Annotated in this window: 12 protein-coding genes and 1 pseudogene; 1 reads left to right on the top strand and 12 read right to left on the bottom strand. The window is 36.9% G+C overall.

Annotated elements, in window-relative coordinates; genetic code table 11:
* A partial coding sequence (locus J2X31_RS16130) for a choice-of-anchor L domain-containing protein (RefSeq protein ID WP_310028133.1) occupies positions 1–6,890 on the bottom strand: 6,890 nt, incomplete at its 3' end.
* 134 nt (positions 6,891–7,024) lie between these two features.
* On the opposite strand from J2X31_RS16130, the gene J2X31_RS16125 reads away from it, so the two are divergent.
* Positions 7,025–7,924, top strand: coding sequence for a NifU family protein (locus J2X31_RS16125; RefSeq protein WP_310028131.1), 900 nt, complete (start codon positions 7,025–7,027; stop codon positions 7,922–7,924).
* Between the two features lie 592 nt (positions 7,925–8,516).
* Here the strand turns inward: J2X31_RS16125 and J2X31_RS16120 are convergent.
* The 11 genes and pseudogenes from J2X31_RS16120 to J2X31_RS16070 form a co-directional block, all read right to left on the bottom strand.
* Positions 8,517–9,026, bottom strand: a complete 510-nt coding sequence (locus J2X31_RS16120) for a hypothetical protein (RefSeq protein WP_310028129.1) — start codon at positions 9,024–9,026, stop codon at positions 8,517–8,519.
* Entirely contained in the window at positions 9,004–9,966 is a 963-nt protein-coding gene (locus J2X31_RS16115; protein WP_310028141.1) for an RHS repeat domain-containing protein, read from the bottom strand. The genes J2X31_RS16120 and J2X31_RS16115 overlap by 23 nt, the downstream gene beginning before the upstream one ends.
* Before the next feature lie 61 nt (positions 9,967–10,027).
* Complete coding sequence (locus J2X31_RS16110) at positions 10,028–10,576, bottom strand: hypothetical protein (protein ID WP_310028126.1); 549 nt, start codon at positions 10,574–10,576, stop codon at positions 10,028–10,030.
* Positions 10,569–10,799 (bottom strand): hypothetical protein, encoded by a 231-nt coding sequence (locus tag J2X31_RS16105; RefSeq protein ID WP_310028123.1) that lies wholly within the window; start codon positions 10,797–10,799, stop codon positions 10,569–10,571. Before J2X31_RS16105 ends, J2X31_RS16110 begins: the two co-directional genes overlap by 8 nt.
* Positions 10,800–10,847: 48 nt before the next feature.
* Positions 10,848–11,414, bottom strand: a complete 567-nt coding sequence (locus J2X31_RS16100) for an REP-associated tyrosine transposase (RefSeq protein WP_310028121.1) — start codon at positions 11,412–11,414, stop codon at positions 10,848–10,850.
* A gap of 402 nt (positions 11,415–11,816) precedes the next feature.
* Positions 11,817–12,290 carry a hypothetical protein gene (locus J2X31_RS16095; RefSeq protein ID WP_310028120.1) on the bottom strand — a complete coding sequence of 158 codons (474 nt, stop codon included), beginning with the start codon at positions 12,288–12,290 and terminating at the stop codon, positions 11,817–11,819.
* Positions 12,291–12,317: 27 nt separating this feature from the next.
* Positions 12,318–13,175 (bottom strand): annotated as a pseudogene (locus J2X31_RS16090) (RHS repeat-associated core domain-containing protein); the annotation flags it as partial.
* Positions 13,176–13,328: 153 nt separating this feature from the next.
* A complete protein-coding gene (locus tag J2X31_RS16085) occupies positions 13,329–13,457 on the bottom strand; it encodes a hypothetical protein (RefSeq protein ID WP_310028118.1) in 129 nt (42 codons plus the stop codon).
* 281 nt (positions 13,458–13,738) lie between these two features.
* The gene (locus tag J2X31_RS16080) at positions 13,739–14,830 is read right to left on the bottom strand and encodes an RHS repeat domain-containing protein (RefSeq protein ID WP_310028116.1); all 1,092 of its coding nucleotides are present in this window, start codon (positions 14,828–14,830) and stop codon (positions 13,739–13,741) included.
* A gap of 51 nt (positions 14,831–14,881) precedes the next feature.
* Positions 14,882–15,328 (bottom strand): hypothetical protein, encoded by a 447-nt coding sequence (locus tag J2X31_RS16075; RefSeq protein ID WP_310028115.1) that lies wholly within the window; start codon positions 15,326–15,328, stop codon positions 14,882–14,884.
* A gap of 4 nt (positions 15,329–15,332) precedes the next feature.
* Positions 15,333–16,241 (bottom strand): RHS repeat-associated core domain-containing protein, encoded by a 909-nt coding sequence (locus tag J2X31_RS16070; protein WP_310028139.1) that lies wholly within the window; start codon positions 16,239–16,241, stop codon positions 15,333–15,335.
* Between the last annotated feature and the right edge of the window lie 11 nt (positions 16,242–16,252).

The raw sequence follows: 16,252 nt of genomic DNA, 5'->3' as shown, positions 1-16,252 counted from the left end.
GATGTCTCCTCCACAGATACCAAGGTGAAGGTATAGCTCTGTTGCGGATCTGGAAGGTTGTCTGTTGTCAGGACATAGCTTCCTGAAGCATCCAATGGAACGGAATAATTTGTTCCCGTCTGGTCGGTATAGGTAACAGTTGCACCCTGAGGTCCGGTAAAATTGATCGTGGCAGGCGTGTTCTGGCACACTGTTGGTGTTGTCGTGCTAAAGCTTGCCGTTGGCAAGGCATTTACCGTAAGGATTGCCGTCTGACCTGAAATTGCGTTGGAGCAACCTGCAGTTCCGGTAGTTTCAATATTGGTTAACTCATAAGTATAAGTACCAGCAACATTCTGAATTGCTGTTACAACATCAAACTCTCCACTTGGAGGCAATAATACATCCGTAGGATTTGCAGTATCGATAGTGTAGGTTACTGTGGCTCCCGGTGTTCCTTGTATTTTAAAACTTCCTGTTGTACCTAAACAAATTACTGGATCATCAAAACCAACCATTGTGGCAGTTGGAAGTCCTACGGTAAACACTACCGATGGACTTGGAGAAAATATAAATTCACAAGCTGGGGTAGTATTAGTAACAATATTAACCAAGGAGAAAGTTGTATCTTCCGTTACTCCCGAAATACCAAAAATACCAATTCCTGTGCTATTCAACACTACCGCAGCACTATAATTAGATGTTGCATCAACAACAGCTACATTAACAGTACTATTTGGAGTCCCAGTAACTTCAATTGTTGCTTGACCGCCTGTGCAAATAGAATTGGATGCAGGAGTAACAAAATCTGCCTCTGGAGTTGGATGAACTATTAATGTTGTTATACTTGGTGCTGAAACTGAAGTTCCAACTGTTGCCACAACACTGTAGGGATATGTTCCATCTGTTGCAGGAACAGGAATTCCTGTTGGATTCTGAACGTTTGAAATTACATTTCCGTTATAATCTTTCCACTCATAGGTAGCCCCAGCACCTGCATCGGTAGCTGTTAAATTAAACGTTGCTGTTCCTTCGCATACAGGTCCTGAATTGGCTGCAATGGTAGCAATACACGGACTTATGATAACTTGTACTGGAGGCGAAGTATACTCTGGACATCCCATACCTGTAAATGTATAAATCACTGTGTACGTTCCTTCCAAACTTGTACTTACATTTATTTCTCCTGTTGCAGGATCAACAATGGTTAGACCTGGAGGTGTAGAAGTATAAACTCCACCTGGTGTCAATCCTGGAGCAATTGGCAACAAGGATGTGCTAGATCCTATACAGAATCCAGGGTCTCCACCATCGTCAGGATAAGAAAAACCTCCTGATGGTGATGATGTAAGGAACAATTGAAACGGTTTGATAGGATCACAATATCCTCCAGAAAAATCATTTATCACTTTAATATAGATGGTCTCCCCATCCACACCAGGATACTGCGTTAGACTCACAGGTGGTGTTTCCGATCCAATCCTATTTATACCCAATTCTGCATCTTCTTTCGAATGATAATATTGAGCTGTAAAATCTTCTTGAACAAAATCTGCCAAAACAATGGCTTTGTTCTGCGTAAGATCAAATAATGGAGTTGCATCACAAATATACAAATCCTCAGCTTCGTCTACATCAAATGGTGAAGGAGCAAATTCCACTACAATAAAATCACTTTGTGAACAATTCATCGTGATATAATTAAATACCACCTTGTAGACACCTGGCTCGCTTACTTCTATAAAATGCTGATTCGCTCCAGGAATAATAACGTCATCTCTATACCAAACATAGTTTATATCTGAATTTGCTTCTGTTGCTGCCCTGATAATTCTTGTTGTACCTTCGCATATGGCGTTTGACCCTGAAAAATCTTCATCATCTGCATACAAATCAGTTCCTGTAATTTTTGGCCCACCAATATTAAAACTTCCAGCCTCTATAAAAACCGCTGTATCAAGTTGGTCATCTGAAGCATCGGCAACAACAAGTTTTATACTATATGGCTTGCCTGCGATAACGGTTGTTGCCGCTTTCATTCTTATAGTCTGTCCTTTAATATTTATATGAGAGGCTTCAACATTTGACTGATTACTACCTCCTGCCCCATCTCCAGCATTATACTTGTCAAAATAAGTTGGATTCAAATCCCCACAATTATTGTTATAGATCCCTTTTCTTATTTTAGTTACCGATATCATATCTCCTGTTACAGGTACAACAGCTAGATTCTCCCAAGTATCGTCTTCTAGATTTGTAAGAATAAAGGCAAAACTATCATAAAAGCCTGAACACTGCCATTGACCATATTCTTGAGATGAAAAAAGGAAATTAAAACTGAATTCACTTCCCATTGGCACGAAATCAAATTTTACGAAAGAAGCATCTCTGTTTTGATTGGTTTGACCACCAGCAGTCATTACCATTTGCAAATCCGGATCTGGCGTATAATTCCCCCATTGTTTACTAGAACCTGTAGTATATTTACTATCTAAAGTATTAATGTTTCCAGAAGTTAAAATAATCCCTTCCTTTATCGGAAAATTGGTATTGCCCCGGTGAAAATAACCATATTGAGCAGAATTTGCTGAAGATGTGAAATTAGAAATATTAACGCATGGTTCATTAATTAGTATATCCCTTATCAATTGTTTTACATTAAAGACAGGTAATGCTGCATTGTGCTTACCTGCTTCGATAGTAATATGATTTGTAGAAGGAAAATCTATATCTGTAGCCGAATTGTTATTCGAAACATTGTCCGGCGTTGAAGATGAAACATTTACAACATTCACTAAATTTCCAGTAAATGAATTAAATGAAGTAGGCATTCTTATAGATACCGTATAGGTGATGATCTGTCCTGCTGTAAGTGTAGGTATGGTTTGATTTATACTTCCCGTCCCATTGGTTCCGTTACTGGCATCCCAAACTACTGATGCCACATTATTGATTCCATTTGGCATAGGATCTTGCACCACCACATTCATCGCATCACTTGGACCATTGTTCACTACAGTAATAAGATAAGTAACATATTCTACTTCAGGCGGTGTTGTATTATTATTACTTAATAAAAACGTATCTCTATTGTCACTTTTAGTTACCGCCAAATCTGCAAAAGGTGTTGGTGTGTCAACATCCACACACTGTGTACATCCTGGATTAGGGTCTATAGTGTCGCTGGTCACAGTTACTTCTGAGACCAAATTTACGTTTTGAGGAAAGTTACTCGGAACAGGAACAACAAAAGTATAGGTTACTGTTTGCCCTACTGCTAGAGTAGGAATAGTATTTTGCAAAGCACCGGTTCCACTTGTTGCATTTCCTGACCAGCTAACCGTTGAAGCATTGATTCCTGCAGGAACTGGGTTTTGCACCACAACGTTTTGAGCCACCTGAGGACCATAATTTGTAATTTGTATGGTATAGGTTCTGGATTGTCCGGGAACATAGCTAGGTTGTGAGTCAGTATTCACTACAACCAAATTGGCACCAGCAGAAGGAACATTGGTATCGATACTTGTGTTATTGGATGCATCAGTATCTGGATTCACTATTGAAACTTCATTCACTAAGTTTCCTGTGAATGTTGCTGGTACATAAAAGGAGATTGTATACGTGACAAATGCACCACCAGCCAATGACAAAATTGTATTGTTAAGTGCTCCTGTTCCAGTTGCTCCATTTCCTGACCATGTGTAATTTGTCACATCGGCAGGAACTATGCTGCTTACTGGAATATTCGAGGCATCAACAGTACCAATGTTGGTTACCGTAACAGTATAGGTTGCTGATATACCTGGAGAATATTCGGTTTTATTATCTGTTATGGCAATAGCTACATCCGAAATAATTGCTTCTACATCCTTGTCAATCGCTGTATTATTTGACAGATTTAGATCTCCGGCAATAGCAGCAGAGGCTTCGCTCACCAAATCACCTGTAAATCCAGCAGGAACTGTTAATGTAATATTATAAACAACCGATTCACCGATTGCCAAAGTTGGTATCGTATGGTTTAAAGCCACATCATTTCCGAAAGAAGCATTGGGTCCTGTCCAAGAAAAAGAAGTTATTCCGGCAGGAATCAAATTTTGCACTACAACATTTGTTGCTGGATTTGGACCATTATTAGTAACTGTTACCGTATAATTTGATATTGCTCCTGGAGTATAAACAGTTTGTCCGTTGGTATTGGTTACTGAAATATCATATTGTCCCCATGGTGTTGTAACGGTAGCTTGGTTGTTGGCCGGAACAGTATCTCCAGCACTAACAGTTGTATTTGCTGTAGTAACTAAATTACCTGTGAAAGTTGCAGGAACCTCAATGGTAATAGTGTAGGTTTCCGAAGCACCACTTGCCAAAGTTGGTATGGTGTTATTTACTGGCACATTCGTTCCAGAAGAGCTATTTGGACCTGTCCATGAGAAATCGGTAATTCCAGCAGGAATCAAATTTTCAACCACAACATTGGTTGCTGGATTAGGACCGTTATTAGTTACAGTAACCGTATAGACGATATCCTGACCTAAAGTGTAGCCATCCGAAACAGTTGTGTTGGTTACAGCAATATCAGATTGAACCAACACATCCGTATCAACGCTTGGATTTGGGAAATTCGGATCTGAAGGTGTTTGAAGTGTTGCCGTAGCGGTACTCACCACATTGGCCGTTTGGCCAGCAGGGATATTAACTATTATCGTGTAGGTCACTACCTGTCCAACACTCATCTCTGGGATTGTATTTGTAACTGGCAAAGTGGTTCCAGTTGACCCATTACTACCGCTCCAGCTAACCAGAGTAACACCTGGAGAAAAAGTAACGTTTGGAGTTACCAAATAAGCGGTTTGTGGCCCCTGGTTAGTAACCGTAACTATATAAGTACTATTGGCTCCGGGAACAAAATAATTTGTATTATTCGTATTGACAACTTTAATATCTGCCCCTGTAAGAGCTGGTGTATCCATGTCAATAGCTGAATTATTGGCTAGAACTGGGTCATTTGTAGCACTAGTAGCTGAAATCTGATTGACCAAGTTACCGGTAAAACCTGGAGGAACCAGAATCACAATTGTATAAGTAACTGATTGACCGTTTGCCAGGGTTGGAATAGTATTGTTCAAGCCAACATTTGTGCCGCTTGATCCATTTGTTCCTGTCCATGTAAAGTTGGTTATCCCTGTAGGAACCGGAACCACAACGTGCACATCATTAGCAACACTCGGGCCATTGTTTACAACTGTTGCCGTATAGGTCAAGGTTTGGTTCGCTACATAGGAACTTTGACCATCCGTAATCGTAACTGCAACATTTGCATTGGTAGTGACACTAGGAGTATCAATATCAATACAGTTGGTACAAGTTGGAAATGGATCGAATGTAGGCCCACTAATTACCGTTTCGCTTTTTAAATTTCCAAGATAATTACTTGGAATATCTACATTAAAAGTATAGATTACAGAAGCACCCACTGCCAATGTTGGAATAACATCTTGCAAATTTCCTGTTCCAGCAGAGCTGTTATTTCCCGACCAAGTAGCTGCTGTAACACCATTTGGCATTGCATTGAAAACGTTTACATTGGTAGCAACCTGAGGTCCTTGGTTGGTTACCGTAATCGTATACTCCGTAGTTGTCCCTACTGCATAAGTAGTTTGACCATTGGTGTTGGTTACCACTATATTGGCACCCGAAATTTGAGCATCTGTATCAGTAGCCGTATTATTGGTCAAATTAGGATCTGCAGTTGTTGATGTTGCACTAACTTGAGCGGCCAAATCACCAGTAAAAGTTCCAGGTATCTGAACATTTACGGTATATGTAACCGATGACCCAGATGGTAAGCTTGCAATTACGTTGACTAATTCTCCAGTCCCAGTACTAGCATTAGTCCCAGACCAATTGGTAGGGGTAATTCCGGCAGGAAAAACACTTGCAACATTTACATTAGCTGCTGCCAAAGGACCATCATTCTTAACCACGACCGTATAAGATGTATTTCCGCCAGGGGTATAAATTGTTTGGTTATTCGTTATGGAAATTTTTACATCGGCATTAACTGCTTTGACATTAAAGTCTGTAATATTAGTATTGTTTTCGGGAATCGGATCATTAGAAGTGGTGGTCACATTAGCTATACTCGCTAAAGTTCCAACATAAACATTTGGCACATTTACAGTAAAATAATACGTAATACTAGCCCCTACAGCTAATTCCGCCACCTCATTACTGATATTGCCAGAACCGCTAGCCCCAGTAGTAATAGTACCAGCACCATTATTACGTGACGAATACCAAGTAGCAATTTCAACACCAGAAGGCTTTGCATTCATAAAATGAATATTTTGAGCCACTTGAGGGCCATTATTCTTAACCGTAATCACATAAAGAGAACTTGATCCAGTGAAATAATAAACTTCATTATCCGTATTGGTCACTACGACATCAGCTCCAGTCGTGGCTTGCAAATCCGAGTCTGATGCCTGATTATTAGTTGTATTCGGATCTGTTGAAGTTGTCGTCACATTGGCTACGGTTTGTAATGCACCAACTACCCATGCAGGAAGATTTACAGTAACGGTATACACAACTGTTTCACCAACTGCTAACGTTGGAATAGTATTTACAAAAATAGCATTGTCAAAAGTAGGATTCGTCCCCGAAGAACCATTCCCAGACCAAGAAGAAGAAGCCCCTCCACCTCCAATTGCGTTAAGATTAGTGTAAGTAACTTGAACTCCCGTAGCAACTTCAGGACCATTGTTCTTTACCGTAACAGTATATACGACAGAAGTTCCTGCCACATATAAATTTTGATTGTTAGTATTCGTCACAACCACATCTGCTTGGGCAAAACCCGCAACAGTGGCCAGCATAAACACCAATAAAAGTAAAAGTCTTTTCATATAAATAGAAATTAGTAGGAATAATCAAAAATACATTATCAAATAATTAACGAAGTGTTAATTAAAGTATTAAAATTCAAATATACTTATTAGTAGAAAATTTGTTTGTTAAATTTGCAAAAAATACAAAATAAATGGTAAATGTTATAATAAAGGAAACGCAAAATTCTGCTATCCTAAAGTTCGAATTTCCAGACTTTATCGTCCGAAACGAAAGCTTCGAATTCAAGAATATCGATCAGGCTTCCACCTCTCCCCTTGCCCAACAATTGTTTTACCTGCCGTTTGTGAAAACAGTTATGATTTCAGGAAACTTTATTGCCATCGAAAGATACAATATTGTTGAATGGGACGATGTGAAAGAAGCTGTTGCAGAACAAATAAATGATTTCGTAAACAAAGGCGGTGCAATTCTTACGCAAAGTGAAACCTCAACCAAAAAACAACCGGCTACTGTTTACGGAGAAACCACTCCAAATCCATCGGTTTTGAAATTTGTTGTAAGTCGAATGCTAACCAAAACGGCAATGGAATTCAAGAATATTGACGAAACCGAAGCTTCACCTTTGGCAAAAGAACTGTTCAAATTTCCGTTCGTGAAAGAAGTTTTTATTGATGAAAATTATGTTTCGGTAACCAAATATGCCGTGGCCGATTGGTCGGAAATCACGCTTGAGTTGAGAACCTTCATCAAGGAATTCATCGAAAATGGCGGAACTGTAATCGACGAAAGTCAAATTGTCCATAATCCGAAAGTAGAGAAACAGAAAATTGAAAACTTCGACAATCTTGACACAACCTCTCAGCAAATCATCAACATCTTGGAAGAATATGTAAAACCTGCCGTAGCGGCCGATGGTGGAAACATCCTTTTTGATTCCTATGATCCAACTGATAAACGTGTAAAAGTAGTGCTTCAAGGAGCCTGCAACGGTTGTCCATCATCAACATTCACACTAAAAAGTGGTATCGAGAACATGTTGAAGGACATGCTTAACGATGAAAACATAAAAGTGGAAGCCATAAACGGATAAACCCTTCCAAAATACTACTTGTAAGAGGCTGTCCTAAAAGTCCAATATTGTCAAGCTGAACTCGTTTCAGCTTCTAAAAATAATTGATTTCCACTATTTTTAGATTCCGAAATAAATTCGGAATGACAAAACCAAGACTTTTTAGACAGCCTCTTTTTTCATATCTTTTTTTATAAAACAGCTAACTACTTTAAGGTTATGCAGCTGGAATTGTAAACTTCAGTTGTCATTTAAAGTTAATTCTTGCCGTGACGTAACTATGGCTTTACCTCGTCTCAACTACGCTTTAGACACGCTTTAGGTACGCTTTAGATACGGTATGGTTATACTTTTGGGATACCATTTAAAGATTTTGACCCATCCTAAATAAACATACAGGTTACTAATAAATCATATTATTGTTCTGCAAATATAATGAATGATTTGTATTTGAATGCGGGAGACTTCGTAGAGCACAACCGTGCTTTAAGGTTGTTTGCGTTTTTAAGGAACACTTTATAGCTGGCATAAAAAAACCTTACAAATTGCAAGGTTTTTCTTTTATTGGCTGTTTTGCCTGCTCAACTTTGTGGGCACGAGCCAGAGGCATCGCCTAGCCGCTGAACTTATTTCTGCTCGGACCAGCTGGGTGATTAATTATATAAATGCTTCTGCTATATTCTTCCTCAAACTCTTCATCCTGTTTAAAAAAAACTTTATGTGAACAATCATTACTTAATCTTTCTATAAAAATTAGCTCTTTAATTGTCTCTTCATAATTTTCTTCACCATTAGGAAAAAGATAAAATGAAGGAGGAGTTAAATCAAATAATTTCCGAATTTTATCCCATGTTAATTGATTAATATCAGTTTCTTTATCAGAATAAGATAAGGGAATTACCAAAAGACAGTTATACAAATCAGGTTTAATTAAGCTAAGGATGATTTCATAAATAAATAATGACCCTTTAATCCAATTTGCCTTCTCTCTAAATTGAGAATCTATTTCATTTAAATGTAAATCTTGGTGTTTTTCCCATGATTTACTTCTAATTGCATTATTAATCCAGTCTGATAAAAATTTTCTGTATTGTTCTTTTTTATTCAGGTATTGTCCATCCATTTTCTTGTAAGAATTTAATTTCTTTGTTTGTTAGCACTTTGCCACCATGTTTCCATGTACCATCAATATTTAAAGCTGATCCATCATCAAAATGAACATGATTTATCTCTCCTTTAACTTTTCCTAAATCAAACCTTGTTATTGATTTGGGAGCTTTTCCTGTTTTTACCAGTTTATTAAGTTGGTTCATACTTACTTTAGTCACCGCTTTAAGCTCCTTACCATTCACATAAGGAATCAATAATCCTGCTAAGTAATATGCCCCATCATCACTTCCTTTTGAGAAAAGTCCATCATAATCTCCCATAAAGATGTATGTAAGCGCTTCAATTTCATCTCCATTTGGATGAAGCATTGATATAGCGTCTTTTCCTTCCTCTAAAGATTTAGTAGTTCCTTCTATTAACCTTGAATTAAAATCTAGTTTATCAGCTACTTGCTGGTCTTCTCCTTTCGATGCAGCCAATTTATTAGCATCATTAAAAAGATTGATATTAAAAAAACTTGCCAAACCATCAGAAATCCTTTGAATCAACCCTTTTTTAGGAGGATCACCTTCTCCTCCATTATCTTCAGGTGACATACCCGTTGGATCCACCAAATTAATTGGATTCTGCATCGTATAATTATACGGATTCCAACTTGGAAACTTCTCCGCCAAGGGATCCACACTCAACCAAATACTACTCCTAGAATCATAATACCTAGCACCAAAATAATGCAAGCCGGTTTCCTCATCCATCTCCTTGCCGCTAAACTTAAATGGTGTTTTATAGTAGCTGTCAGGATGTTGCTCGGCCATCGTCTCTCCGAATGGTAAATTTAGGAAAAATTGATACGCCTTTCCATTTGCATCTGTTAAAAATGTACTGGTGCCTAGGTGGTCGGGGGAAGCTAAAGAATTATTGAAAGCAGTTGTAGAATTGTCTTGTCCTGGAATAGGTTTTCACAAAAGTGTAAACCTATTCCAGGACAAGACCCTACCATTCACATTAATAAAACTAATCTGAAACGTTACCTAATATTTCTGCATCTTTCAACAGCTTTTTTCCTAAGACTTCATTTTTAGGAACATATCTACCTTCCAAATAATAATTGCCTAACACATATTTAGCATCTATTGAACCTAAATTAGCGGCTTTTTTTAAATAACTCAAAGCAAATTCTTTTGTATCTGGATCTAAAAAGTCAAGATTAGGAGTTTCTTTATATCTGTTACTTGAATCTAAATGGATAATATTATAAAAAACTTCATAACTTAAATACGGGTCTTTCCATTTATTTGATATAACAAGTTGATATAAAAATAATGACTGATTTTCATAATTGCTTTGTTTTACTTTACTTAAACTATCATAATAAGCTTTGTCATATTTGTCAATAACTTTTCTTTTAAACTGATTTGCAGTACTCAAATTATTCTTCTCGATCATCTCAAATTGTAACTGCTTAAAATTAGACATTTCATTCTTTACTTTGCTAGAATAATATATATTCAAACCAAAAAAAATGACAATAATTAGAACTATGTATAAAATGTTTTTATTCATTGATAAATATATTTTTTATTTTTTGCAAAATGCTTTGTTCTGGCTTTTTATCATATTTACCGTTTTCGACTTCAACTGGTTGCCAGTTCCACGGACGAGTACCAATAAGTTTACCATCTTGATAAATATTCCAATTTCCTTTTTTATCACCATCATTTACTGTAACTCTACCCTCACCTGTCATAGGATGGTGAACATATTCTGTGGCTGCAACTATAAACATTTTTCCGTTTCCCCCCCGCTACCGCGCGAATCCCTTCGCGTGGACGTATTACAACTTAAAATTCTGGAAAACGCAAACACCTTCTAAAACTCCTTTCATCCCTGCATAGTCAGAAGCACTGCTGTATTTATAATCTTCTGGTCTGAAAACTATTCCCTCCTCAACAGGATTATTATGTATGTAATCAATCTTTTGTTGAATCACCTCATTGCTCCATAATTCAATAGGCTTGTTGTCATGACGCCAAAATTGGTAGTTTGTAGTATTAGAACTTTTAAAGGCTTCCTTTTTAAAATAATCCAATAAAAATTCTCTCCTACTCTCTCTTGGATTTTCTTGTATGGCTTTAATGATATTCCTACTTGTAAACCTTTTCAAATCACCCAATAAAAGTTCAGGCTGTTGTCCGTTTATGCTTCTAAATATTAGATGAACATGATTGGTCATAATACACCATGCATGCACTTCCATCCCTTTCTTATTTTGGCAATACTCTAAACTTTCTACTACCAAATCTTTGTACTCATTCCTTGTAAAAACATCCAGCCAGCCTACAACTGCAAAACTCACGAAATAAAGCCCTTCTGGATTATGGAATTTATAATTTCTGCTCATTTTTTTAATTCAAATATAATTAAATACATCTGATTGTAGAAAGCATTGTGACCACGCGAAGGGATTCGCGCGGGCAATGTCATTAAGTTAAGAAAATAAAGACCCCGTTTTGTCCTTCCGAGGAACGAGGAATCGCAATAGATTTTCAATCTTGTCTTTCTTTGAGTTAGTTCCTAGTGAGTTCCCTCCTTCGTCGGGAGGACAAGATTGAGCTTAACTTAATGACATTGTTCGCGCGGGAGCAGGGGGTAATTAACAGACAAACTCCATATGTAAATACATATAAATTTGCCTGTTAATTTTTAATATTTTATTTGTTTTTTATCATAGAATGCGCTAGCCGTTGAACTTATTTGTGCTCGGATCAGCTGGGGGAGACGCTCGCGTCATCTGAAAGAAATTTCACAGATCAGGTAACATCTTTTCTTCTATGAACATTAATCTTTTTTCAAGCATTTCTGCATACTCATAAGTTGGAGGGACTTCTATCGGATAATAATCTTCGATTGATTCATTCTTATAAACAGCTTGAACCCAATCTTTCATAATAAAGATATAACCCTCAAGTGCTTCTTTTATATCAACTGCACTTTCGATATCAATGTATGCTGGAGGAATATCACCAACAATCAGCCAAACATATTGATCTATATGTTCTTGATTCGGCTTTATTTTAAATAAAAAAATAGCTAAAATATTATCCCATTGAGCACCTATCCATGCTTCGTAAACGTTGTCACACCAAGCATGAGACAATAAGTAAGCTTCAGCTTCTTGATAAAGTATATGGATCTCAATATCCTCCTTATCCGACAAATCAAGATTTCTAATGCTATCAAAATTTGTTATTTGCTTTTCAAATTCTTTAAGTTCCATTTTATAATTCATTTTAAGTTCTTTACTCTAATTTTTCTTTCTGGATGCCCATCTTTTAAAATCTCCTTTCAGCTTATGCATTTCATGATGTAATAGCCATGGCATTGGTTCTATATTATTAAGATCATTTGTACCCCCATCTGTCAATGCCTTTTTGTGGCTCACAGTCTGATTTCTTCCCGCATAAGGGTTAACTCTACCATCAGGCAGTACTTTAGGTTCCTTTGGCCATGATTGTCCAGTTGCATTTTCCCACTCTGTACGTAATCCCGCCGATTTTACTCTTTTAGAAGCTTCTTTTTTTGCTTGGTTATACAAGGTTCTGCTAGCCTTAGAACCTCCCATTGTAAATCTATCAATAAGAAACTCATATGCAGCACATTCAGTACATTTTCCATGTAACAATCTACTTCCTGGACTTGGTTCTGCTCTTTGACTAGTTTCAGAATTATTTGGTGGACCTGCGGTGTACTCAATTTCAACATCGAATTCATACTTTAAATCAATACCCTCATAGTCTTTGTAGACAGATGGAGCATCTAAATTTACCACAGTCACATAATCCGTTTTATCACCTCCCTTATTACTTACGTACTTTACATCTTGTATTTGTCCATTTTTTGTAAAAACCAAATATTCATTATCAACACTTTCCCCTTCCGTCCCTGTAGGGTCAATAATATTTATAGGGTTTTGATAACAATAAGCATAAGGATTAAAGTTAGGAAAATTTTCCGCCAACGGATCCACACTCAACCAAATACTACTTCTGGAATCATAATACCTCGCCCCAAAATAATGCAGACCTGTTTCCTCATCCATCTCCTTGCCGCTAAACTTGAACGGTGTCTTGTAGTAGCTGTCAGGATATTGCTCGGCCATCGTCTCCCCGAATGGTAAATTTAGGAAAAATTATCTCGCTGCTTTAATATTGTTTTTTGGTGTTCGATGCATCTTCGATTTGGTAGGCTACGCCATTTGCATCTGTTAAAAATGTGCTGGTGCCCAAATGGTCGGGGTGGTATATAAAAACAAAAACTACAACGGAAAAGTTGTAGTTTTCTGTTTTTCCTGCTCAACTTTGTAGGCACGAGCCAGAGGCATCGCACTAGCCGTTGTGAGTATTTTTGCTCGGAACAGCAGGGTATATACTTGTTGAGAAATCATGATGCCTTTTTATTAAAAAAACTTCTACTCAAATTGTAAAAAACATAGATGCTAATAACAATTATAAAGTTTAAAAAAACACTTACTACATTGGTAAAACCAAACTGTATCTCATTTTCATTCAAATAAAATTGGTAATAAATTGCCGGATATCCAATAACCATTCCTGTATTAAATGGAGGAAGACCAACTATCAAACTAACAATTATAGTGAATATTAAATAAAATAAACTTATTATAAATATTTGAATTAAAAATTTCTTCATATTTTATATCTTTTGTTATTTAGCAACTGGGTGACCATAGACTTCTTTTTGTTCTAGAAATCGACCAGCTGGTGTATTTATATATTTCCCTCTAGTAAACAGATATAATGGGAGTACATTATCATTCTCATCAACAGATCTTAAAAAGACTTTACCAAGTCCAAACCAAGATCTATTTGCTCCGCCTTCAGTATTATATAATCCCCCTGCCCTACCTGGTATACCTGCCGTATGGGACATTGTTGAATATGACATAAATTGCTCAGCCCAAATTGCAGAATCACAACCATAAAAAGTAGCTACACTATTTTTTTTATCAAAATTAAAATTAATATCACCCCAATGCTTAGGTGACATTTGACCTTTATCATATGCACTACCTGTTTCTTGGAATAAATCTTTTGAATTGTTAGGATCGTAGTCACCCTTAGGCCCATCAGCACCACTATGAGAAAAAACACTAAATTCAACGGTTTTTCCGTAACCTTCTTTCTGTGCTAGCTCTATATTGGATTCAACATTATTTTTTAGATTACCTAAATTAGCGTCTGTTATAAATATCAATTTATCTTCTGGATGTAATCTCTTAATTTGATCAACTCTCGTTTGTGCAGCGTCATCAATGTCTCCACCACCTCCCAAATTTAAAACAATTCTCACTTTTCCTTTAGGCGGGTTTCCTTCAGTACCTTCTGGTGACATCCCCGTAGGATCCACCAAATTAATCGGATTCTGCATCGTATAATTATACGGATTCCAGTTAGGAAAGCTTTCCGCCAAGGGATCCACACTCAACCAAATACTGCTCCTAGAATCATAATACCTAGCTCCAAAATAATGCAGGCCTGTTTCCTCATCCATCTCCTTGCCGCTAAACTTGAACGGTGTCTTGTAGTAGCTGTCAGGATATTGCTCGGCCATGGTTTCCCCGAATGGTAAATTTAGGAAAAATTGGTAGGCTACGCCATTTGCATCTGTTAAAAATGTACTTGTTCCCAAATGGTCGGGGCTTTGCAGAGCTGGCATAAAAAAACCTTGCAAATTGCAAGGTTTTTCTTTTATTGGCTGTTTTGCCTGCTCAACTTTGTGGGCACGAGCCACAGGCATCGCGCTAGCCGTTGAACTTATTTCTGCTCGGACCAGCTGGGGTAGGCATCCTTACTTTTTTAAATAATAACAATAAAAAAACATATCTTTTGAAGTTTTAACTTTGGATAATGGATTAAAATCTTGAGAGAGGTATAGTTTTTTATCAAAAACTATATAAGGTGTCGGTCGGCCTTGATCTATTTTATAAGATATATTATTCTTGTTATCCTTAAGTTTTATATAATCAACCCATGGTCCTATTTTAGTAGTGATTGTTTCCGCCTCATAAACACAGACTGAATCTAAACAGATAAAATAATACACTCCAAAATTAGAAGAATCAGAAGAATCAAGACTATAACCTGAAGGATTAATTAGATATTTTTGCACCTCAATTGGTAATTCATCGAATTTTATTACATCTTTTTTTAAACTATTGATGGAATAATCGTAAGATTTACAACTATTTAATATTAGCAAAACGCTACCAATTATTAGTAATGTATAATGTTTCATCTTTTTAATCTTCTATGTCGTCTATCCAATCTCTAGTTCTGTTATGCGAATTGTGAAAATCACCAAAAATTCCTTGCGAATTAATTACTTGAATATTTTGTTTGGCACTACTAAATTCTCTAGCAGCAGGACCATAATCTCCCGTACCTTTTATGGTGCTTGGAAAAATTGGGGTTGTCAGCATATTACCTCCATGAATTTGAACTGGATCACTAGGGTCATAAACATTAACATGGTTTACTCTCTTTCGTGCTGTTTCGGATAACTGATAATCACTTCGTGCTGGTGTATTTATTGTTAATAAATTAATCTGAACATCATTAAATTCATCTAATTTACTTAACATATTGGCTGCTAAAATGGCAACATTACCTCCATGACTATGACCAACTAAAGTAATTGGTTCAGAACTATCCATACCTTTTCTTTCGCTTCTTATATGGTCAATTAATTCATTTGCTGCTATTTTCCTATAGACATCATAATTTCCTCCAGACCATTGAAAAGGCATACTTACTTTACTGTCTCCAAACAATTTGGATGTTGCATTTCTAATTCCTTTCAAATCTTTCCATGTGGAATTATCTGACCATGTACCGTGTATAGGGAAAATCTGTTTCCCATCAGGATCTATTGCATTAATCGGATTACTAGCAACATATACATAAGGCCCTATACTTGGATACTTCTCCGCCAGCGGATCCACGCTCAACCAAATACTACTCCTAGAATCATAATACCTAGCCCCAAAATAATGCAGGCCTGTTTCCTCATCCATTTCCTTGCCACTAAACTTAAATGGTGTTTTATAGTAGCTGTCAGGATGTTGCTCGGCCATCGTTTCCCCGAATGGTAAATTTAGGAAAAATTGATACGCCTTTCCATTTGCATCTGTTAAAAATGTACTGGTGATTAATTTACAAC

The organism is Flavobacterium arsenatis (genome assembly GCF_031456785.1).
Taxonomy (GTDB): Bacteria; Bacteroidota; Bacteroidia; order Flavobacteriales; family Flavobacteriaceae; genus Flavobacterium; species Flavobacterium arsenatis.
Note: the sequence above shows the minus strand (reverse complement) of the source record. Positions and strands in the feature narration are given on the sequence as shown.

Bases quoted from the DNA above. Each gene is read 5' to 3' on its own strand.
- J2X31_RS16125 (WP_310028131.1), top strand. From the start codon at position 7,025: ATGGTAAATGTTATAATAAAGGAAACGCAAAATTCTGCTATCCTAAAG.
- J2X31_RS16120 (WP_310028129.1), bottom strand. From the start codon at position 9,026: ATGGATGGACAATACCTGAATAAAAAAGAACAATACAGAAAATTTTTA.
- J2X31_RS16110 (WP_310028126.1), bottom strand. From the start codon at position 10,576: ATGAATAAAAACATTTTATACATAGTTCTAATTATTGTCATTTTTTTT.
- J2X31_RS16105 (WP_310028123.1), bottom strand. From the start codon at position 10,799: ATGTTTATAGTTGCAGCCACAGAATATGTTCACCATCCTATGACAGGT.
- J2X31_RS16100 (WP_310028121.1), bottom strand. From the start codon at position 11,414: ATGAGCAGAAATTATAAATTCCATAATCCAGAAGGGCTTTATTTCGTG.
- J2X31_RS16095 (WP_310028120.1), bottom strand. From the start codon at position 12,290: ATGGAACTTAAAGAATTTGAAAAGCAAATAACAAATTTTGATAGCATT.
- J2X31_RS16085 (WP_310028118.1), bottom strand. From the start codon at position 13,457: ATGATTTCTCAACAAGTATATACCCTGCTGTTCCGAGCAAAAATACTC.
- J2X31_RS16080 (WP_310028116.1), bottom strand. From the start codon at position 14,830: ATGCCTGTGGCTCGTGCCCACAAAGTTGAGCAGGCAAAACAGCCAATA.
- J2X31_RS16075 (WP_310028115.1), bottom strand. From the start codon at position 15,328: ATGAAACATTATACATTACTAATAATTGGTAGCGTTTTGCTAATATTA.